This window comes from Corallococcus sp. 4LFB (assembly GCF_046520365.1).
In the GTDB taxonomy this organism is placed as follows: domain Bacteria; phylum Myxococcota; class Myxococcia; order Myxococcales; family Myxococcaceae; genus Corallococcus; species Corallococcus caeni.
Window position 1 is genome coordinate 1 of the sequence record NZ_JBKGHJ010000005.1, and the last position, 19,571, is coordinate 19,571.

11 protein-coding genes and 5 pseudogenes are annotated in these 19,571 nt (G+C 70.5%); 9 read left to right on the plus strand and 7 right to left on the minus strand.

Annotated elements, in window-relative coordinates; genetic code table 11:
- A pseudogene (locus tag ACLEQD_RS01150) lies at positions 1-659 on the plus strand (GntR family transcriptional regulator); the annotation flags it as partial.
- 194 nt (positions 660-853) lie between these two features.
- Here the strand turns inward: ACLEQD_RS01150 and ACLEQD_RS01155 are convergent.
- Both ACLEQD_RS01155 and ACLEQD_RS01160 read right to left on the minus strand, forming a co-directional pair.
- Positions 854-2,209: an alginate lyase family protein gene (locus ACLEQD_RS01155; RefSeq protein ID WP_410381050.1), complete on the minus strand. Its 1,356-nt coding sequence runs from the start codon at positions 2,207-2,209 to the stop codon at positions 854-856.
- A gap of 37 nt (positions 2,210-2,246) precedes the next feature.
- Positions 2,247-3,694 (minus strand): annotated as a pseudogene (locus ACLEQD_RS01160) (glycoside hydrolase family 6 protein).
- A 213-nt stretch (positions 3,695-3,907) separates the two neighbouring features.
- Here ACLEQD_RS01160 and ACLEQD_RS01165 point away from each other — a divergent pair.
- Positions 3,908-4,795, plus strand: a complete 888-nt coding sequence (locus ACLEQD_RS01165) for an HNH endonuclease (protein ID WP_410381052.1) — start codon at positions 3,908-3,910, stop codon at positions 4,793-4,795.
- A 9-nt stretch (positions 4,796-4,804) separates the two neighbouring features.
- Here the strand turns inward: ACLEQD_RS01165 and ACLEQD_RS01170 are convergent, their stop codons facing one another.
- Both ACLEQD_RS01170 and ACLEQD_RS01175 read right to left on the minus strand, forming a co-directional pair.
- Positions 4,805-5,212 (minus strand): YybH family protein, encoded by a 408-nt coding sequence (locus ACLEQD_RS01170; protein WP_410381053.1) that lies wholly within the window; start codon positions 5,210-5,212, stop codon positions 4,805-4,807.
- A gap of 104 nt (positions 5,213-5,316) precedes the next feature.
- Positions 5,317-5,781, minus strand: a pseudogene (locus tag ACLEQD_RS01175) (YybH family protein); the annotation flags it as partial.
- A gap of 179 nt (positions 5,782-5,960) precedes the next feature.
- Here ACLEQD_RS01175 and ACLEQD_RS01180 point away from each other — a divergent pair.
- Positions 5,961-8,411 (plus strand): acylase, encoded by a 2,451-nt coding sequence (locus ACLEQD_RS01180; RefSeq protein ID WP_410381055.1) that lies wholly within the window; start codon positions 5,961-5,963, stop codon positions 8,409-8,411.
- A gap of 85 nt (positions 8,412-8,496) precedes the next feature.
- On the opposite strand, the gene ACLEQD_RS01185 is transcribed toward ACLEQD_RS01180, so the two are convergent.
- Both ACLEQD_RS01185 and ACLEQD_RS01190 read right to left on the minus strand, forming a co-directional pair.
- Positions 8,497-9,084: a regulatory protein RecX gene (locus ACLEQD_RS01185; RefSeq protein ID WP_171419945.1), complete on the minus strand. Its 588-nt coding sequence runs from the start codon at positions 9,082-9,084 to the stop codon at positions 8,497-8,499.
- Between the two features lie 105 nt (positions 9,085-9,189).
- Complete coding sequence (locus ACLEQD_RS01190) at positions 9,190-10,095, minus strand: AraC family transcriptional regulator (RefSeq protein WP_410381058.1); 906 nt, start codon at positions 10,093-10,095, stop codon at positions 9,190-9,192.
- Between the two features lie 98 nt (positions 10,096-10,193).
- Between ACLEQD_RS01190 and ACLEQD_RS01195 the strand changes: the two are divergent.
- The 5 genes and pseudogenes from ACLEQD_RS01195 to ACLEQD_RS01215 form a co-directional block, all read left to right on the plus strand.
- Positions 10,194-10,253, plus strand: a pseudogene (locus tag ACLEQD_RS01195) (hypothetical protein); the annotation flags it as partial.
- Between the two features lie 53 nt (positions 10,254-10,306).
- Entirely contained in the window at positions 10,307-10,951 is a 645-nt protein-coding gene (locus tag ACLEQD_RS01200; protein ID WP_410381060.1) for an SDR family NAD(P)-dependent oxidoreductase, read from the plus strand.
- A 114-nt stretch (positions 10,952-11,065) separates the two neighbouring features.
- The gene (locus tag ACLEQD_RS01205; RefSeq protein ID WP_410381062.1) at positions 11,066-11,494 is read left to right on the plus strand and encodes a YciI family protein; all 429 of its coding nucleotides are present in this window, start codon (positions 11,066-11,068) and stop codon (positions 11,492-11,494) included.
- A 107-nt stretch (positions 11,495-11,601) separates the two neighbouring features.
- A complete protein-coding gene (locus ACLEQD_RS01210) occupies positions 11,602-12,768 on the plus strand; it encodes a hypothetical protein (RefSeq protein ID WP_410381064.1) in 1,167 nt (388 codons plus the stop codon).
- A 78-nt stretch (positions 12,769-12,846) separates the two neighbouring features.
- Positions 12,847-14,435: pseudogene (locus ACLEQD_RS01215) on the plus strand (SDR family NAD(P)-dependent oxidoreductase).
- Positions 14,436-14,448: 13 nt separating this feature from the next.
- Here the strand turns inward: ACLEQD_RS01215 and ACLEQD_RS01220 are convergent.
- A complete protein-coding gene (locus ACLEQD_RS01220) occupies positions 14,449-15,621 on the minus strand; it encodes a glycoside hydrolase family 26 protein (RefSeq protein WP_410381066.1) in 1,173 nt (390 codons plus the stop codon).
- A gap of 167 nt (positions 15,622-15,788) precedes the next feature.
- Between ACLEQD_RS01220 and ileS the strand changes: the two genes are divergently transcribed.
- Complete coding sequence (gene ileS / locus ACLEQD_RS01225) at positions 15,789-19,532, plus strand: isoleucine--tRNA ligase (RefSeq protein ID WP_410381068.1); 3,744 nt, start codon at positions 15,789-15,791, stop codon at positions 19,530-19,532.
- The last annotated feature ends 39 nt before the right edge of the window (positions 19,533-19,571 follow it).

A 19,571-nucleotide genomic window follows, 5' to 3' on the forward strand; every position in this document is an offset into this window, starting at 1 on the left:
CACGTCCCGGGCACCTGCTCCTCATCCAGTCGCTGCAACGGGCCTTCAGGGGCATTGGGGCCCGGCTGCTGCCCTTCATGGGCGGTGAGCCGCTGCGCGAATGGGCCATCTGCGCGATGCATGCTGTGAGTGATCGCAACATGCAGGCGCTTCAGCACCAACTGCCGGTGTTGCTGGAGACGTGTGATGCGCGGGTGCTCGACCAATTCGCCCCACGTCCTCAGGAGCAAGTCGCTCCCGAGGCGCCTCACGCTCAGGAGTGCATCCTCGGCGCGCCCGGGTCGACCTCGGCACAGGACGACGCGCCCGAGGCGCTCACCAGCGTTGAGACGCATGCGCCTGACAATCCCCTATCAGTTACCGGACAGGCCGCGGCATTCGAGGGGGGCTCCTGCATTGAGACGCGTGGTTCCAGCGACCAGCTCTTCGCTACCGAGCAGGATGGGGGGCTGGAGGCAATCTCCTGCGTTGAGGAACGTGGCATTGGCTTCCACGTGCAAGCCCATGCGGCGCCTGTCGCTGCCCCCCGCGCCCTCGGACAGGCTGTCTCAATGGAGCCCGACAGCGAGATACCCATCAATTCCCGCGGACGACCCCATGGGGCGACGTGCGACGCGGCCTGCTTGATTTCTGGCGACCCAGACCCACCGGTCCGGTGAACCGCGCGCCACCGGCTCCTCCGGGGCCTACGCCCCGAGTTCCTCTACTTCTGCGGCGACGCCCCTTCGCATGCGCTGTGGCCCGTGAAAGCGACACACGCGCCCCTGAGAGGGGGCACGTGCGTCGCTTGAACGTGGACACCTCCACACCATGATTGCGCGTCGGATGTATCCATGATCGCCTGTCGGCCTGATTAGAGGGCTTCGCCCACCACCAGCGTGACGGGGCCGATGCTCTGGAGGATGTACTGGTTGCGCGTGCCCACCTGGATGACGCTCTTCAGCCGCGCCTCCCGCCACTTCGTGAAGCCCAGCTCGTACAGCCACCGGTAGTCCTTCGGCGGGCCTTCCGAGGCCTGGGGCGAGGCGCGCTCGCCCAGGATGAAGGCCGCGTAGCGCGTGTACGCCTTGTGGATGCTGCCGCCGCCCGCGCCCGCGTAGTCCCAGAAGCCCGGCCGCGCGTAGTTCACCTCCGCGCCGCGCGCGATGAGCGACAGGGCCCACAGGTGGAAGAGCGAGTAGCCGATGGGCGGGTCCCGGAGGATCTTCTCCTCGTAGACGCGGCCCTCGTTGGCCGTGCCCGTGCCGGACTCGATGGCGCGGTTGATGACGTCCTTGATGAAGGACGGGTTCGCGTACGCGCCGTTGCGGCGGTCCGTCCACGCCGTGCCGTCCATCACGTAGCCCGCCAGCGCGTTGTCCTGCAGCGCCACGGACGCGGCCATCAGGCCCGCGAGGCCCCAGCTGAGGTGGTTGTCGGAGCGGTAGCGGGTGAAGGCGCTGGAGGTGGGGTGCGCGTCCGCCCAGCGCGTCCAGGCCTGGAAGCTGGAGTTGACCGCCTCCGCCGTCTTGCGCAGCCACTCGCGCACGGCGGTGTCGTCGGCGGCGGAGAGCGCGTAGCCGTTGCGCTTGAGCAGCACGTACGCGTCGCTGGCGTTGATGAGGCCGTAAGCCTGGAAGATGCCATCCAACGCGAAGTTCCACGGGCGGTCAGAGCAGTAGTCCGTCGTCTGGCCGTCCAGCTTCGCCGCCGCGTAGTCCACGTGCAGGTCGTGCAGGTTCACGGGCGTGTGCTGCGACGCCCACGTCCTCAGGAACAGCGCCGCGCGCGCCGCGTACTTCGAGTCCCCGCCGACGGCGTACTGGAGCGCCAGCGTGCGCATCCGGTCCGCGTCGTCCGTGAACTTGCCCGTCGCGTCCGCCAGCGAGTTGTCGATGCCGTCCGTGTCCGGCGAGCACCAGTGGTAGGTGATGGTGGAGACGTCCGTCATCCGGAACGGCCTGGGCGTGGCCGTCAGCGCCGCATCCGCGCGGCCCTTCAGGATGCGAGCGTTCTCCGCGTACGGCTCCGTCGTGGCGGTGGCCCGCGTCCTCGCGCGGGTCAGCTCCGCGGCCGTGATGAAGATGCCGCCGCCCGCCGTGGGCAGCGCCGTGGCCTCGGCTTCGGACCGTGCCAGGGCTGGCTCCATCGCGTCTTCCGGTCCGCAGGCCGCGCCGCCCACCACCACGCCCAGCACCAGGGCCCGCAGCCACCGTGGATCCATCGTCATGTCGTCGGGTCCTTTCGAGAACGGGTGCGAGGAGGGCTCAGGTGCCGTCGATGAGGCGGGTGGCCAGGTCCGGGCTGAACTGTCCGGCGGGCGTGCCCGGCGCGATGCCGCACTGGCCATCCGAGTCCCCCGGCGTCTTCACCCACAGGAGCAGCTCCGCGCCGCCGCCCGTCTGCGAGGGGACGCCCAGCTTGCGGCCCGCGGGGTTGCACCACTCGCCGTTGGAGCCGTTGCCGTTGCGGCTGGTGTCCACGACGTACTGCCGCGTGTAGCCGTAGCGGCTGTTCAGTGCGGCGTTCACCGCGTTGCCGTACGTGGTGGACTCCGCCGTGGGGTAGAAGTTGGAGACGTTGAGGGAGAAGCCGCGCACGTTGCGCACGCCCGCGGACTCCAGGCGCTGCGCCATGGTGTCGGCGGGAATCCAGTGCGCGTTGCCGCCGTCCAGGTACGTCCAGGTGTTGGGCGCGCGGTCGCGCAGCTGCTCGGAGGCGTAGCGCAGCAGGCTCAGGCGCGTGGCGCGCTCCGTGTCGTTGGGGAGGCAGTCCAGCTGCGCGACGCCGTCCGGCTCCACGATGACCACCGCGGGCCGGTTGCCGATGGCCGCCGCGAAGGCGGCAATCCAGGCGCGGTACGCGTCCGGGCTGCCGGCCCCGCCGCCGGAGTGGCTGCCGCAGTCACGGCCGGGGATGTTGTAGGCCACCAGCACCGGCAGCTTGTCCGCCGCGTCCGCCGCGGCCACGTAGCTGGACACCGCCTGGGTGATGTCGCTGTTCCAGTTGCCGAACCAGCGGGCCATGGGCTTCGAGGCGATGGACGTGTTGATGCGCGCCGCGCGGCCGTCCCCGCTGTTGTTGCGCGCCCACACCGCCGGGTTGGAGTTGGGGTCCACGTAGAAGCCGCTCGTCATCGCCACCGGGCCGGAGCCCGTGCCGCCCTCCGTGGTGAGGGAGATGTCATCCAGCCGCACGGTGACGGCGTTGGCGCGGCCGCCCAGTTGGAACGTCACCTGCCCCTGGCCCGACGAGAACGACGACGTGAACGGGAAGGTGAACCGGCGCGACGTGCCGTCCAGCGTGATGGACTGCGTGAGCGTGGACGCGTACGGCGCCACCTCCTGCTGCACGGTGGCGCGCGCGGTGATGGTGGCCGTGGCGGTGGCGGTGAACGCCAGCGTGTACGTCTTCCCGGCGGTGAGCGTCAGGCCGCTCTGCCGACGATGGCGTCCCACGGGTTGGCCGTGTTCGCCGCCACGTCCACGCGCCACCTGCCGCTCTCCACATACGACTGCGTGCTGGCGTTGTTCCACCACGGCGCCACCGTGCCGGAGCCGAAGGTGCCGTTGGTGAGCAACTCCGTGAGCGCGGCCTCCTGCGCGGTGAGCGCGGGAGGCTCGGAGGTGACGGGCTCGGAGGGACCGCAGGCCGCGAGCGCGAGCAGCGGCATGAGCGGAAGTGACAGCCGACGCATGAACCGGAGGGAACGCATGAAGGGGGAGCTCCTCATCACGGGGGAGCGTCCTTCATGCGGCGCGGCACTCCGGATTACAAGACTAAACAGTTATTTCAGCTATTGACGGAATATTGCCGGAACATGCCCGGCGAGGGGCCGGCCGTGACGGGCGGCTCCGGGGCTCGTGGGCATGTACACCCCGGATGCCCGGCCCTAACCTGGTGCTTCCGCGACCTGGACAGGGAGCCCATGGCGAAGGCTGTCTTCACCACCTCGGAAGGCTCGGCGTATGACGACCAGCCCGAGGTGCGCTACCACTTCCCGCGCACCTATCTGCGACAGGTGGAGGCCGCCGTCGGTGAGCTGATTCTCTACTACGAGCCCCGCAGGGCCAGCGGCCCCAGAAGCTCGAACGGGCGGCAGGCCTACTTCGCCGTCGCGAAGGTCCACGCCGTGGAAGAGGACAGGACCCAGCCCGGACACTTCTACGCGCTCATCGAGGACTTCCTCGAGTTCGACCACGCCGTGCCATTCCGGGAGGGCGATCGCTACTACGAGGAGGCCTTGCGAAAGGCGGATGGCAGCACGAACAAGGGCGCTTTCGGCCGGGCGGTCCGTCCCCTGGAGGACGCGGAGTTCGAGCTCATCACGCGCCTGGGCTTCCGCCGGGACTACGCCCCGTGGGAGCTGCCCGCCCCTGGCGTCGCGGAGCCACCTGCCGTCTATCCGGCGCGGCCGCTGGAACAACTGGTCATCTCACGTCCCTTCCGGGACGACGCCTTCCGGCACAACGTGCGCCGCGCCTATGAACAGACCTGCGCCATCTCCGGGCTGAGGCTCATCAACGGCGGCGGGCGGCCGGAGGTCCAGGCGGCGCACATCCAGCCCGTGGCGTCACACGGCCCCGACTCCGTTCGCAACGGGCTGGCCCTGACGGGCACGGTGCATTGGATGTTCGACCGGGGCCTCGTCTCCATCGACGACGAGCACCGGGTCCTGCTGGCGACCCGCGGCGTGCCCGAGGACCTGGGCCGGCTCGTCCAGCCCCACCGCCGGCTGCGGCTGCCGGAGCGCCCTGAATGGCGGCCCCACCCCAGCTACCTGAGGTGGCACCGCGAACATGTCTTCAAGGGCTGACCGCGGGCCTCACGGCCCCTGCGGGCCGGGGCTGGAGTTGCCGCCGTCGGCGACGTAGCGCCACTGGCCGTCGGCCTGCCGGCGCCAGACGGTGAGGTACTTCACGTGGTCCACCTCCGGCTGGCCCTGCTCGTTCTTGCCGGTGGCGACGGCGCGGCCCACCGTGTACGCGAGGTCGCCGGAGCCCGCCGCGTCCCCCAGCACCGGCTCCCAGCGCAGGTCGATTTTATCGAGCGTGAACGGCGCGTACGCCTTCGCGATGGCGTCATGGCCGAAGATGCCGGCGGACCCGAGCGGCAGCACCGCGTCCTCGGCGGCCCAGGCGGTGAAGGCCTTGCCCATGCCCTCGGACGTGGACCGGGCGGAGAAGGCGCGGTCGGCGGCCTTCGCCTCCTCCAGCACCTGCGCGGGCGCCATCGCGCGCGGCTCCGGGGCCGGCAGCGTGGACGACGGCGTGAAGCCCGCGGCGGCGTCATCGCCGTCTTGGAGGCGTTGTGCACCGCCACCACCACGCGCCACTGCCCGTCCGGCTGGCGCTTCCACGCGGTGAGGTAGCGCCCGGCCGGCCGCACCGACGTGCCGCCCGACTCCACCGACACGTTGCCCAGCGAGTACCCCAGCGTCCCGTCCGCGCTGACGTCCCAGCGCACCGGCGTCCAGCGCACCTTGCCCTCCGCCTCCAGCGGGTGCGCGGCCAGCCAGGCGCGGATGGCCTCCCTGCCCTTCTGCGCGTACACGCCGTCCACCAGCAGCACCGCGTCGTCCGCGACGAAGTCCGCGAACGCCTGCGCCGAGCCGGACTTCTGGGCCGCGTCCGACATGGCCTGGTCCGCCGCCCTCAAGCCCCCGCGCAGGTCCTCCACCGACTGCCGCGCCGTGCCTGCGCTCGCGCCAGCCTCCGCGCCCGGCCCGGAGGCCTTCGCCCCACCGCACCCCAGGGTCCCCAACGCCGCGACGACGAGCGCGCCCGCGAACATCCGTTTCATGTGCTGGTTTCCTTTCGTGAAACACCGGGCCCGCGCGCCATGGCCGGCACCCCGGGCTCCCGACGCCGAGCCATACACGCAAACACGGAATTCCGCTCGGCCCGCGAAGGCGCGATCCAGGAATGATGCGTTTCTACAATTAGGAGGGAATTTCTCCCCACCGGGAAAGGACCCCTCGAATGGACGGACGTAACGGAAGGACCGGCGGCGCCCGGCTGCTGCCGCTGACGGCGCTGCTGCTGGCCACCGCCTGTGAGCCGCGCACGGCGACGCCCCCGGCGCCGGAAGGCCCCAAGGCGTCGGTGAAGCTGGCGGCGGGCAGCCTCTCCGCCACGGTGCGCAGGACGGCGCACGGCATCCCCCACGTGCTGGCGGACGACTTCGCGGGCGTGGGCTACGGCTACGGCTACGCGTTCGCGCAGGACAACTTCTGCGAGCTGATGGACGCGCTGGTGACCGTGAACGCGCAGCGCTCGCGCTACTTCGGGCCGGACGGCGAGTACCTGGCGGCCCTGGGCAGCCGGTACAACAACCTCAAGAGCGACTACTTCTACCAGGCCATCGTGGACGACGGCACGGTGGACGCGCTGCTGGCGAAGCCGCCGCCCCTGGGGCCCTCCCCGGACGCGCGCGAGCTGGTGCGGGGCTACGCGGCGGGCATCAACCGCTACCTCGCGCAGACCGGCGTGGACGCGCTGCCGGACGCGCGCTGCCGGGGCGGCGCGTGGGTGCGCCCCATCACCGAGCGCGACCTGTACCTGCGCTACTACCAGCTGAGCCTCTTCGCCAGCTCGCTGTACTTCCTGGACGCGCTGGTGGACGCGAAGCCGCCGTCCCTCCTGCCGGACGGCACGCTGCCGCTGCCCGTGCCCGTGCCCGCGTCGCTGGACCGCGACGTCTTCCCGAGCTCCGAGTCGCTGGGCCTGGGCAGCAACGCCTTCGGCCTGGGCGCCCAGGCCACGCGCAACGGCAAGGGCATGCTGCTGGCCAACCCGCACTTCCCCTGGGAGGGCTCGGAGCGCTTCTACGAGGCGCACCTCACCGTGCCGGGCAAGCTGAACGTCAGCGGCGTGAGCCTGCTGGGCGTGCCCGCCATCCTGATTGGCCACAACGAGACGCTGGCCTGGAGCCACACCGTCTCCACCGCGTACCGCTTCACCCCGTTCGAGCTGAAGCTCGTCCCGGGCGCTCCGACGAAGTACCTGTACGACGGGCAAATTCGCGAGATGACCACCCGCACCGTAACGGTGCAGGCGAAGGAGGCGGACGGGACGCTCACGCCGCGCCAGCACACCTTCTACCGCTCGCACCTGGGCCCCATGCTGGAGTACCCCTCCGGCCTGATGACGTGGAACGGCCTCACCGGCTACGCGTTCCACGACGCCAACGCCACCAACCTGCGCCTGCTGGACGCCTTCTTCGCCATGGACCGCGCGGCGGACGTGGACGAGCTGCGCACGGCGCAGGACACCTGGCAGGGCATCCCGTGGGTGAACACCCTCGCCGCGGACGCGCAGGGCCGCGCGTACTACGCGGACATGAGCGTGGTGCCGCACGTCAGCGACGCGAAGCTCTCGCGCTGCGTGCTGTCCCCCATCCCGCTGCTGGTGCTCCAGTCCGCGGGGCTGCCGGTGCTGGACGGCTCGCGCTCCGACTGCGCGCTGGGCGCCGACGCGGACGCGGTGGAGCCGGGCATCTTCGGCCCCGGGAGCCTGCCGCGCCTCCAGCGCGCCGACTACGTCACCAACTCCAACGACAGCTACTGGCTGCCCAACCCCGCCCAGCCGCTCACCGGCTTCCCGCGCATCCTGGGTGGTGAGAGGAACCCGCGCAGCCTGCGCACGCGCCTGGGCCTGAAGATGGTGCAGGGTCGCCTGGCGGGCACGGACGGCCTGGAGGGCCAGCGCTTCACGCTGGAGCAGCTCCAGACGGTGATGTTCAACAACCGCAACCACTCCGGAGAGCTGCTGCGCGACGCCGCGGTGGCGCTGTGCCGCCGCACGCCCTACGTGCTGATGCCGGACCTCACCTTCGAGGACCTGCGCCCCGCCTGCCCCGTGCTAGCCGCGTGGGACCTCAAGGGCGACGTGGACAGCCGGGGCGAGCTGCTCTGGCGCGTGTTCGTCTTCAACGCGGTGGCCGTCACGGGCGGGCCGTACGTGGTGCCCTTCAGCGCGAACGACCCCGTCAACACGCCGCGCACGCTCAACACCCTGAACCCGCAGGTGGCCCAGGCGCTGGGCACCGCCATCCGCACGCTGCGCGAGCGCGGCGTCGCGCTGGACGCGGCGACGGGCTCCGTGCAGGGCAAGCGCAAGAACGGCATCTTCTACCCGGTGCACGGCTGCAGCCATGACGAGGGGTGCTTCAACCAGATCGCCAACCAGATCCTGCCGGACGGCACCTATGAGCCCATCCTGGGCTCCAGCTTCGTCATGGCCGTGTCCTTCACGGACGCGGGCCCCGTGGCGAAGTCCGTGCTCACGTACTCGCAGTCCTCGAACCCAGCCTCGCCCTGGTACGCGGACCAGACGGCGATGTTCTCCCAGAAGCAGTGGGTGGACCGGCGCTACACGGAGGCGGAGATCGCCGCTGACCCGGCGCTGACCGTCACGCACCTCCAGGAGTAGTCAACGCCAGACAAGCAGGGCTCCGCGGCCCGGTGCCTTCGGGGAAGGTGCCGGGCCGCTGTGTTTCTCCCGGGCCCCAGGGCCTTCAGTCGCGGGGCGGCAGGTCGTCCGCCGTCCCGTCGACGATGCGCTTCGCGATGGCGAAGGAGAAGCCCGCGCGCGCGAGCGCCGCCAGGTCCTTCTGGCGGTGCTCCGCGCGCGTGCTGAGGTCGCGCCGGTAGGGGCCCAGCCGCTTCTTGCGCGCCCAGATGCGGGCGGCGGCGTCCTCGGAGACGTCCTGGGTGGCCTCCGCCAGCTTCTCCTGCACCAGCTCCGGCGCCACGCCCTTCATGCGCAGCTTCTGGGTGATGACGCGCGCGCTGCGGCCGGACGCGCGCAGCGAGTGCACGCGCGTCTCCGCGTAGGCCCGGTCGTTGATGAGGCCGTTGCGGATGAGCTTCTCCGCCAGCGCGTCCACCCAGCCCGCGCCCTCCGCGCGGTCGCCGCCGTGGAACTTCACGGAGCGGTCCACCCGGCGCATCAGCACGCGCTTGAGCTGGCTCACCGTGGCCGCGTAGCGCTTGAGGTAGTGCAGCGCCGCGTTCTCCAGGTAGCGCGGCGACACCTTCCGGGGGGGCTTCGGCTTGCGAGGCTCCCGGCGGCGCTCCGTGTCCCTGTCGGTTGGATCATCCATGGCGCAACAGCTCTACCACCCGGGTCCGACCCATGGGGCCGCGTCCGGCGTCCCTCCGGGGTGTCCGCCCGGGGCCCGTCCACCCGGCTGCTCTCAAGAGGAGCGTCACGGCGCCGCCTGTGCCCGCGCGTAATGCGTGGGCGGCTGTCCGACGTGGCGGGTGAAGGCCACGCTGAAGGTGCTCGCGGAGCTGTAGCCGACCTGCTCCGCGACCTCGGCGACGGTGACGTCCTGCTTGCGCCGCAGCAGGTCCTTCGCCAGGGCCATGCGCCAGCCGAGCAGGTACTCCATCGGGGCAACGCCCACCGCGCGGCTGAAGCGCTCGAAGAACGTCGAACGCGACAGCGCGGCCTCCTTCGCCAGCTGCGCCACGGTCCACGCCCGGGTCGGGTGCTCGTGCATCCGGCGGATCGCGACGGCCAGGCGCTCGTCGGCGAGCCCGCGCAACAGGCCCGGCGACGCGGCGGTGCCCGCCGTGGAGCGGAGCGCTTCGATGAGGAGCACCTCCATGAGGCGGGCGAGGATGACCTCGCGCGCGGGCCGCCGTTCGCGGGACTCCTCCCTCACCAGCTCCACGAGGGTCGCGAGCCGCTGCTCGCCGCGGATGTGCACGAACTGGGGAAGCAGCGACACGAGCAGGCTCGCGTCCGGAGAGGCGAAGACGCAGTACCCCACCATCATCCGGACGTCGGGCGGGCCCTGGAAGTCGCCGTTCCGGATTTCACCATCGGGCAGCACGATGCGCGGGGTGTCGTGCCTTCCCTTCGGCGGCTCGATGCTCGACGTCGTGAAGTCGAACGCGGCGGGGATGAGGACGAAGTCCCCCTTCTCGAGGATGACCGGCTCGCGTCCGTCGACCGCGAGGCGGCTCCGCCCCATGAGGACCGCGCAGTAGAAGGGCCGCCCCGCTTCCGCGCGCCGCACCCTCCACCGGCCCGCGGCGCTGACGAACTTCGAGAAGGGGGCGCCCGGCTGGAGCAGCGTCACGACTTCCGCCAGCGGATCCACCATGGCCGGACTCCTGCGAATGAAATCTGGACTCCCTGTTGTAGCAGGTCCGGACGGCGCTCCGTATATCCGTCACCGGAACCCGCACCCCAGGAGACGCCATGAAGACGATTCTGATCACCGGCTGCTCGTCCGGCTTCGGCCTCGACACCGCCCGCTCCTTCCTCGAGCGCGGCTGGAAGGTCATCGCCACGATGCGCACGCCGCGCGAGACGTGCTGCCCCGCTCCGAGCACCTGCGCGTGCTCCCGCTCGACGTCACCGACCCGAAGAGCATCCGCGAGCTGGTGGAGGCCGCCGGCCCCATCGACGTGTTGGTCAACAACGCGGGCGTCGGCCTGATGAGCGTCTTCGAGGGCACCCCGATGGAGACGGTCCGCGCCACCTTCGAGACGAACACGTTCGGGGTGATGGCCGTGACCCACGCGTTCCTGCCCCAATTCAGGCAGCGGAAGGCGGGGGTCATCGTGAACGTGTCGTCGGGCACGACGTTCAAGCCGCTCCCGCTGCTCGCCGTCTACACCGCGAGCAAGGCGGCGCTCAACGCGTTCACGGAGTCGCTCGCGCTGGAGCTCCAGCCCTTCCATGTGCGCGTGAGCCTGGTGATTCCGGGACGGTCCCCGGAGACGCCCTTCGGGCAGAACGCGCAGGCCCGGATGCGCGACCAGGGCGTCGCCGTCCCGGAGGCGTACGCGGACTTCGTGCGGGGCATCTTCGAGAAGAGGACGGGGCAGCAGTCCGAGCCGTTCACCCGGTCGCTCGACGTGGCGGAGGCCATCTGGCGCGCGGTGAACGACCCTTCGAGCCCGCTCCGCCTGCCCGCGGGCGCGGACGCCGTGGAGATGGCCAGGTCGAACTGAGCCCGGAGGGTGTGCTTCAAGCGCCCTGGCTCCTGGGATATCCGTGTCGATTGTCGGCACGGCCATTCGTCGTGCGGGGGGAGCCACGCCCCCCTCACCCCAGGAGTCACCCCCATGCGCTTCATGCTCATCCCCCGCCCCTCCACGCTCGAGCCCACGCACTCGGACGCGCCCTTCGACGAGGCCGTCTTCATCGCGCAGATGAAATTCAACGAGGAGATGCACCAGGCGGGCGTGCTCATCGCCTCCGAGGGCCTCAGCCCCTCCCCGGGCGCGCACGTCGTCTTCAAGGGCGGCAAGTCCACCGTGAAGGATGGCCCCTACGCGGAGACGAAGGAGCTCATCGGCGGCTTCTACGTGCTGGAGGTGGCGTCGAAGGAGGAGGCCATCGAATGGGCCCGCCGCTATCCGGGCGGCATGGGCAACGACGACGTGATGGAGGTCCGGCCCCTCACGGGCACTGGAGACATCCCTCCGGAGCTGGTGACGCTCATCGAGAAGGTCGCGCCCACCTGGAGCCAGACCTTCAAGAAGTCGTCGTGACCCCTCCGTGACGCGGGCCGCGGCGCGCTGAGCCTCCCCGCCCGCTGACCATGGGAGGAGGCCCGCTGGAGCCTCCCCGCCCCGCCCGCGTCTATACTGCCGCGCGCATGTCCACCCTGCCCGCCCCCGCGCTTGAAGCCTCCGAAGCCCCGGCGTCCCTGCGCTTCCAGGGGCTGTGGCTCTTCTCGCCCCGGGCGGACCTGAGCATCCTGCTGCTGCCCACGCTGCTGCTCCTCGCCTCCGTGTGGCTCGCGAGCCTCACCGGCGAGGGCTCGCAGGGGTTCGCCCAGCTCATCGGCCGGTGGACGTCGCAGTACGTCTTCCTCAACGGCACGCACGTCATCCTCACCTTCCTGCTGGTGGGCACCCGGCGCGAGCTGCTGCACACCACGCCCTCCCAGTCCCGGCTGCTCGTGGGCGGCTCGTCGGCGGTGTTCGCGCTCACTTTCGGGCTGCTCTGGTACGCGGACACGTACGCCCCGCTCCTCGCGCTGCTCCTGGGCGCGGGCATCCACGTCCTGGCCGCGCACCACACGCTGTCGCAGGTGAAGGGGCTGTGGGCGCTGCACGGCCTGAGGGCCCGCGCCGCCGGCGCCCCGCCCCTGTCCGAGTCCGAGCGCACGCTCCAGCGCCAGTTCGTGCCCGTCGCGCTGTCGCTGATGATGCTCCGCTCCCTGGCCCTGCCCGTCACCAGCGCCCTGGGCTCGCGGCCCATGCTCAACATCGGCCAGGCGGAAGGCGGCTCCCTGCCGCATGGCCTCACCTGGGTGCTGCTCGCCGTCTGGGGCGTCTTCGCGGCCAGGCTGGTGCTCGCGCTGCGCGGGCCTCCGGGCCAGAGCGGACCGCGGCGCGTGTACGTCCTGGCGCACGTGGCGGTGGTGGCGGTGTACCTCGTGTGGCCGCTGTGGGGCGCCATCCTGAGCGCGGGCATCCACGGCCTGGAGTACTTCTTCCTCACCGGCCGGATGCTCCAGCCCACGCCCTCGGAAGCCACGGCCCGGCTGCGCGGCCCGCGCGTGTGGGCGGCGATGCTGGCCCTCATGGCGCCCATCATCCTGGTGGGCGTGGCCAACAGCCCCTTCGTCACGCTGGTGGACGGGGCGACAGGGGGCGCGGCCACGGCCTTCCTCCTGCGGCAGCAGCCGCTGTGGTCGCTGGGCGTCCTCGCCACCAACGGCGTGGTGCTGGCGCACTACTTCGCGGACGCGTTCCTCTACCGCTTCCGCATCCCCCGCGTGCGCGAGGTGACGCTCCCCCGCCTGGGCCTGGGCTGACCGGCCCGCCTGCCCGCCCTCCAGGCCCCTTCGCGCCGCGCCTTCCCCTGGAGCCCCCGGGAAGGTAAGCACCAGGGCGTGAAGAACCTGGCCGTTGAGAACCTCCCGCCGCCGTCGCCCGAGTCCGACCCGGCCCTGCCCCCCGACATCCGCGCCGAGGACGTGCGCCGCGCCACGGCGCTGCTCAGCACGCTCGCCGAGCACCGCGTCCTGCTGCGCCGCATCCCGGAGGAGGACCACCACGCCCTGCTGGCCGCCGCGGGCCGGCTCGTCCACCCGGACAAGGCCTCGAAGGTCCGGCTCGCGAACGCGCTCAAGAAGGAGCGCAAGGACGCGCAGCGCGCCAACGACCGCGCGGTGCGCTCGGGCACGGAGATCCGCATGCTGCGCAAGGCGCCGGTGCTCACCCTGCCCACGCTGCCTCCGCCGCCGCCGGAAGCGGTGCCGGAGCGCCTGCTGGAAGTGCCGCGCAAGTGCTACGTGTGCAAGGCGGAGTTCCGCAAGCTCCACTTCTTCTACGACGCCATGTGCATCCCGTGCGGGGACCTGAACTACGCCCGGCGCACGCAGCGCGCGGACCTCACCGGCCAGGTGGCGCTCATCACCGGCGCGCGGGTGAAGATTGGCTTCCAGGCGTCGCTGATGCTGCTGCGCTCGGGGGCCACGGTCATCGCCACCACGCGCTTCCCCCAGGACGCGGCGCACCGCTACGCGCGCGAGCCGGACTTCGCGGACTGGGCCCACCGGCTCCAGGTGCACGGCCTGGACCTGCGGCACGCGCCCAGCGTGGAGCTGTTCGCGCGCCACATCGAACAGACGTACGAGCGGCTGGACATCCTCATCAACAACGCGGCGCAGACCGTGCGCCGGCCGCCGGGCTTCTACCAGCACCTGCTGGAGGGCGAACTGCGCGAGGCCAGCACCCTGCCCCGCAGCTGCGCCCGCTGCTCGCGGGCCACGAGGCCTGCATCGCCGCGCTCCGGCCCGCGCTGGGCCCGGGCGACGGGGGGAGCACCTCCCTGCCCGTGGCGACCTGGCGCAGCAGCGACCCCGCGCTGGGCATCCACTCCTCCGCGGCGCTGTCGCTGTTGCCCTACGCCATGGAGCAGGAGGGCGACACGCGCGCCCTCTTCCCGGAAGGCAGGCTGGACGCGGACCTCCAGCAGGTGGACCTCAGGGCCACGAACTCCTGGCGCCTGCGGCTGTCGGAGGTGCGCACCGCGGAGATGCTGGAGGTGCACCTGGTGAACGCGGTGGCGCCCTTCATCCTGTGCGGGAAGCTGAAGCCGCTGATGCTGAAGGACCGCTCGCGGCCGGGCCACATCGTCAACGTGTCCGCGATGGAGGGCAGCTTCTCCCGCTGGACGAAGACGGACAAGCACCCGCACACCAACATGGCCAAGGCCGCGCTGAACATGATGACGCTGACGTCCGCGCCGGACTACGCGCGCGACAACATCTTCATGAACGCCGTGGACACCGGCTGGGTCACCGACGAGGACCCCGCGCAGCACGCCGAGCGCAAGGTGCAGGAGCTGGACTTCCAGCCCCCGCTGGACATCCTCGACGGGGCCGCGCGCATCGTGGACCCCGTCATCACCGCCGTGAACACCGGCGAGTGCGTCTGGGGCAACTTCTTCAAGGACTACCGCTCCACGGACTGGTGACGCTCCGAGCCGCTCAGCGCAGCGCGCCCCAGTTGTAGGTCGCGTTGCTCCCGCCGGTCAGCACGCGCCAGTACGTGCTGTAATACCCATACGTGTCCTTGATGGCCTTGTAGCCGCTGGACACGTTCCAGTCGTTGGGGCTCGTCGTGCCCAGGTTGTAGACGAGCGAGTCCCCCCACACGGAGTAGATGGCCCACGGGCGCGCGTCCAACTCGGACACCGTGCCGTAGCGGCTGTCGCCCCATCGCACCGGCAGCTTGTCCGTCTCCGCCACCATGCGCGGTTTGTTGTAGCCCGCGAGCCCCATGTAGAACTGGGCCGGGAAGTAGGGATTGCCGTGGTAGATGTCCACGGCCACCACGTCCACGCGGTCGTTGCCCGGGTAGTAGTTCCACGGGTCCCCGCCGTACGTCCCGTCCCACTCATACGGCGACCAGACGAAGACGAGGTTCTTCAGGCCGCGCGTCTTCACCATGTAGTCATGCGCGATGATCCAGAGCTGCTTGTACTGGGCGGGGTCCTGGTTCGCCCACCAGAACGGCGACGCGCTCCCCTTCTTGTTCATCTCGTGGAAGGGCCGGAACAGCACCGGCACGCCCTGCTGCTGCAGGTACGCGAGCTTGTCCGCCGCGAAGGACAAATCCCGCAGCAGCGCCTGGTACTCCGCCGTGTTGGCCTGCCAGTTGATGACCCGGCCCATCCAGTTGGAGTCCATCCACGACTGCCGGAAGGTGTTCTCCCAGCTCTTCACCGACGCGCCCGGGTAGGACTGGTGGAAGCTGAACCCCACGATGCCCTCGCCGTAGATGAAGCGGTCGCGCGCGAAGCCCACCGCATAGTCCACGTACGGCTCCGCGTACGTCGCGTGGTAGTTGCCCGGCCCGAAGTCGAGCTCCACGAAGCCCGGGCGGCGGCCGGAGAGGTCCCCCACCTTCACCCAGTACTCACCGGCGTAGGCCTCCTTCTGGGCCTCGCAGTGCTGCCCCATGATGGTCTGCTTCGTCCCGCCGTTGCGGCTGTGGTTCTCCAGGTCCGTCAGCAGGTTGTAGACCTTCTGCGCCTGCGCCGTGGGGCCTGGCGTGCTCAGCGTCCGGGACACCTGCGCGCTCGCGGTGCCCGCGCCCAGGCACAGCACCAGCGCCGACAGCAGGAAGCAGAGGGATGGCTTCGGGGGGACGTGCGTCACTTGGGGGACCTCCAGCGGCTGCCCGGGGAGCGGCCAGGGTGTCACCCTCCACGCTCGAATTACACGTATTTCAGCTTAGGCAAATCTGTCCACCGGCGTGCGGGCGGGTTCGCAAGGCCCTGGATTCACTGCCAAAGGGCCGGGCCGGTGGTATCAAGCACGCCACCATGTCCGAAAAGCCCTCGCCCCTGTTCAACGCGGTCCCCGTGGAGATGGACTTCCCGGCCGAGGAGCGCCGCATCCTGGCCTTCTGGAAGGAGCGCGGCATCTTCGAGAAATCGCTCAAGGCGAACGAAGGCAAGCCCAGCTTCGTCTTCTACGAAGGCCCGCCCACCGCGAACGGCCTGCCCCACAACGGCCACGTCCTCACGCGCGTCATCAAGGACCTGTTCCCGCGCTACCAGACCATGCGGGGCCACTACGTGCCGCGCAAGGCGGGCTGGGACACGCACGGCCTGCCGGTGGAGGTGGAGGTGGAGAAGGAGCTCCGCATCCACGGCAAGGCGGAGATTGAGAAGTACGGCGTGGAGCCCTTCACGGAGCGCTGCATCGAGTCCGTGTTCCGCTACACCTCCGAGTGGGAGCGGCTGACCCAGCGCATCGGCTTCTGGGTGGACCTCAACGAGGCCTACGTCACCTACCACCGGGGCTTCGTGCAGAGCGTGTGGTGGGCGCTCTCCGAGCTCTACAAGAAGGGCCTGCTGTACCAGGGCCACAAGGTGGTGTGGTGGTGGCCGCGCGGCGGCACCGCGCTGTCCGCCGCGGAGGTGGGCCTGGGCTACAAGACGGTGGACGACCCCAGCGTCTACGTGGCCTTCCCGCTGCGCGACGCGCCGGACACGTCGCTGCTCATCTGGACGACGACGCCCTGGACGCTGCCGTCCAACATGTACGCGGCCGTCAACCCGTCCGTGGACTACGTCACCGTGGACGCGGGCGACCGCAAGCTCATCCTCGCCGCGGCGCTGCGCGAGGAGCTGGCCAAGAAGCTGAAGAAGGACCTGCCCGTGCTGGCCACGCAGAAGGGCAGCGAGCTCGTGGGCAAGCGCTACACGCCGCCCTTCGACACGTACTTCGCGAAGGAGGCGGACGCCACACTGCCCCTGAAGGACGGAGGCTCCGACACGGTGGGCTGGCGCGTGATTCCGGCGGACTTCGTCACGCTGGACAGCGGCACGGGCATCGTCCACACGGCGCCCGCCTTCGGCGAGGACGACTACAAGGCCTACCGCAAGGACGCCACGCGCTTCGCGGATCCGGAAGCGCTGCAGATGCGCTGCGCGGTGAGGCCGGACGGCACGTTCTCCGAGGAGGTGCCGCTCGTCGTGGGCCGCTTCGTGAAGGACGCGGACAAGGACCTGCAGCGCAACCTGAAGGAGCGCGGGCTGCTCATCCACACGGAGCAGTACCGCCACGAGTACCCCTTCTGCTGGCGCGCGGACGAGGACCCCCTCATCCAGTACGCCCGCCCCGCCTGGTACATCCGCACCACCTCCGTCATCGAGCAGGCCAAGGCGAACAACCAGCAGGTCAACTGGGTCCCGGAGAACATCAAGGACGGCCGCTTCGGCGACTTCCTCGACAACAACGTGGACTGGGCCCTGTCGCGCGAGCGCTACTGGGGCACACCGCTGCCCTTGTGGATCCACTCGGAGACGGGTGAGACGGAGGCCGTGGCCTCCATCGCGGAGCTGCGCCAGAAGCCGGGCAACAACGTGGCCGCCGTGGAGGCGGAGCTGAAGGCGTTCCTCGCCGGCAAGCCGCACGAGTCCAACGCGGAGCACCTCTTGGTCCACAAGCCGTGGATCGACAAGGTGACGTACGAGAAGGCCGGCTCCGGCGGGAAGTTCCAGCGCGTCCCGGAGGTGGTGGACGTGTGGTTCGACTCCGGCTGCATGCCCTTCGCGCAGTGGGGCTTCCCGCACGCGGAAGGCTCGCAGGCCATCTTCAACCGCGCGTTCCCGGCGGACTTCATCTCGGAGGCCATCGACCAGACGCGCGGCTGGTTCTACTCGCTGCTGATGGTCAGCACGCTCCTCTTCGACGAGGAGACGCAGAAGCGCATGGGCCTGAGCCCCAAGCGCGAGTGGCCCATGCCGTACAAGAGCTGCATCGTGCTGGGGCACGTCTCCGACAAGGAGGGCAAGAAGGAGTCCAAGTCCAAGGGCAACTACACCCCGCCGGAGATCATCCTGGACGAGGTGCGCATGGACTTCGCGGTGCTCACCGCCACGGAGGCCGGCGTCCCGGCGGAAGCCGGCGTGGCGCTCATCGCGCGCGAGGACCTGGAGGGCCTGGACACGCAGGAGGGCGCGAAGGTGCAGCTCTTCCGCCCGGACCGGCCGGACGCGCCCGTCACGGTGACGGTGAAGGTGCACAAGAAGCTCAAGCGCCGCGTGGTGCTGCTGGCGCCGCAGGAACTGCAGCAGCTGGGCGTGAAGCCCTCCGCGCGCGGCGCGGACGTGATGCCGGTGGAGGTGCCCCGCTTGGCGCCCACGGAGCGCGTGGTGCTCAAGGACCCCGCCACCAAGGCCCCGGGCGCGGACGCGTTCCGGTGGTTCTTCTACGCGGCCAGCCCCACCTGGTCCAACACGCGCCACTCGCTGGCGAACGTGCGGCTGTTGCAGAAGGACTTCCAGGTCAAGCTGCGCAACGTCTACTCGTTCTTCACCATCTACGCGAACATCGACGGGTTCCACCCGGCGAAGGGCAACGCGGGCAGCACGGAGGCCCCGTGGCTGGCCATCCGCAAGAGCCAGGGCTGGCGCGAGGTGAAGGCCCGGCCGGTGCTGGACCGGTGGATCCTCTCCGAGGTGCAGCTCACCCTGCGCGACGTGGCCAAGGCGCTGGACACCTATCAGGTGTACGACGCGGCCCAGCGGATGGTGGCGCTGGTGGACGCGCTGTCCAACTGGTACCTGCGCCGCAGCCGCGAGCGCTTCTGGGCGCCGGGCTTCGAGCAGGACAAGCAGGATGCGTACTTCACGCTCTACGAGGCGCTGACCACCCTCACGGCGCTGTCCGCGCCCTTCATCCCGTTCTTCGCGGACGAGATGTGGGGCAACCTGGTGGGCAAGCCGTGGGGCGCATCTCAGCCGGAGAGCGTGCACCTGGCGCGCTTCCCGGACGTGGACGCAAGCCTCATCGACGAGGGGCTGGCCGCGGAGATGGGCGCGGTGCGCGAGCTGGTGTCGCTGGGCCTCAAGGTCCGCACGGACAACCGACTCAAGGTGCGCCAGCCGCTGTCGCGCGCGGACGTCATCCTGTCGCGCCGCGAGCTGACGGAGCGCGTGGCGGTGTACCAGGCGCTCATCTCCGACGAGCTGAACGTGCACACCGTGAAGCTGGTGGAGCCGGGCAGCCCGGAGGCGGACGTGGTGCGCTACCGCGTGCGCCCCAACCTGCGCGCCATGGGCAGCCGGCTGGGCCCCAAGCTCGCGCCGGTGCGCAAGGCGTTCGACTCGGGGGATGGCCGCGCGCTGCACCAGGAACTGCTCCAGACGGGCAAGGTGGCCCTGAACGTGGGCGGCGAGGACATGGTCTTCCCGGCCGAGGAGTTGGAGACGCTGGTGGAGGCGCAGCCGGGCTACGCCGCCGCGGGCGGGGCCGTGGGCGTGGTGGTGATGCACACGCAGCTCACCGAGGCCCTGGTGGACGAAGGCCTGGTGCGCGAGCTGCTGGCGCGCGTGCAGGGCAACCGCAAGGACATGAACCTGGGCTACACCGACCGCATCCGCCTGTGGGTGGACGGCGATGACCGCGTGAAGCGCGTCGTCGAAGCGGCTCGCGACGAGATTGCCCGCGAGACGCTGGCCTCCGAGATCCACGTGGGCCCCCAGGGCCTCACCGGCACGGAAGAAGAGGCCAGCCTCAACGGCCTGCCCGCGAAGCTCCGCGTCGAGCGCGCCTGAGCTCCGGAGCGCCGTGAAAGACAGCTCCGGGTAGTCACC

Coding starts and splice junctions, on each gene's coding strand:
- ACLEQD_RS01210 (WP_410381064.1), top strand. CDS start 11,602: ATGTCCACCCTGCCCGCCCCCGCGCTTGAAGCCTCCGAAGCCCCGGCG.
- ACLEQD_RS01165 (WP_410381052.1), top strand. CDS start 3,908: ATGGCGAAGGCTGTCTTCACCACCTCGGAAGGCTCGGCGTATGACGAC.
- ACLEQD_RS01155 (WP_410381050.1), bottom strand. CDS start 2,209: ATGACGATGGATCCACGGTGGCTGCGGGCCCTGGTGCTGGGCGTGGTG.
- ACLEQD_RS01180 (WP_410381055.1), top strand. CDS start 5,961: ATGGACGGACGTAACGGAAGGACCGGCGGCGCCCGGCTGCTGCCGCTG.
- ACLEQD_RS01170 (WP_410381053.1), bottom strand. CDS start 5,212: ATGGCGCCCGCGCAGGTGCTGGAGGAGGCGAAGGCCGCCGACCGCGCC.
- ACLEQD_RS01190 (WP_410381058.1), bottom strand. CDS start 10,095: ATGGTGGATCCGCTGGCGGAAGTCGTGACGCTGCTCCAGCCGGGCGCC.
- ACLEQD_RS01185 (WP_171419945.1), bottom strand. CDS start 9,084: ATGGATGATCCAACCGACAGGGACACGGAGCGCCGCCGGGAGCCTCGC.
- ACLEQD_RS01205 (WP_410381062.1), top strand. CDS start 11,066: ATGCGCTTCATGCTCATCCCCCGCCCCTCCACGCTCGAGCCCACGCAC.
- ileS (WP_410381068.1), top strand. CDS start 15,789: ATGTCCGAAAAGCCCTCGCCCCTGTTCAACGCGGTCCCCGTGGAGATG.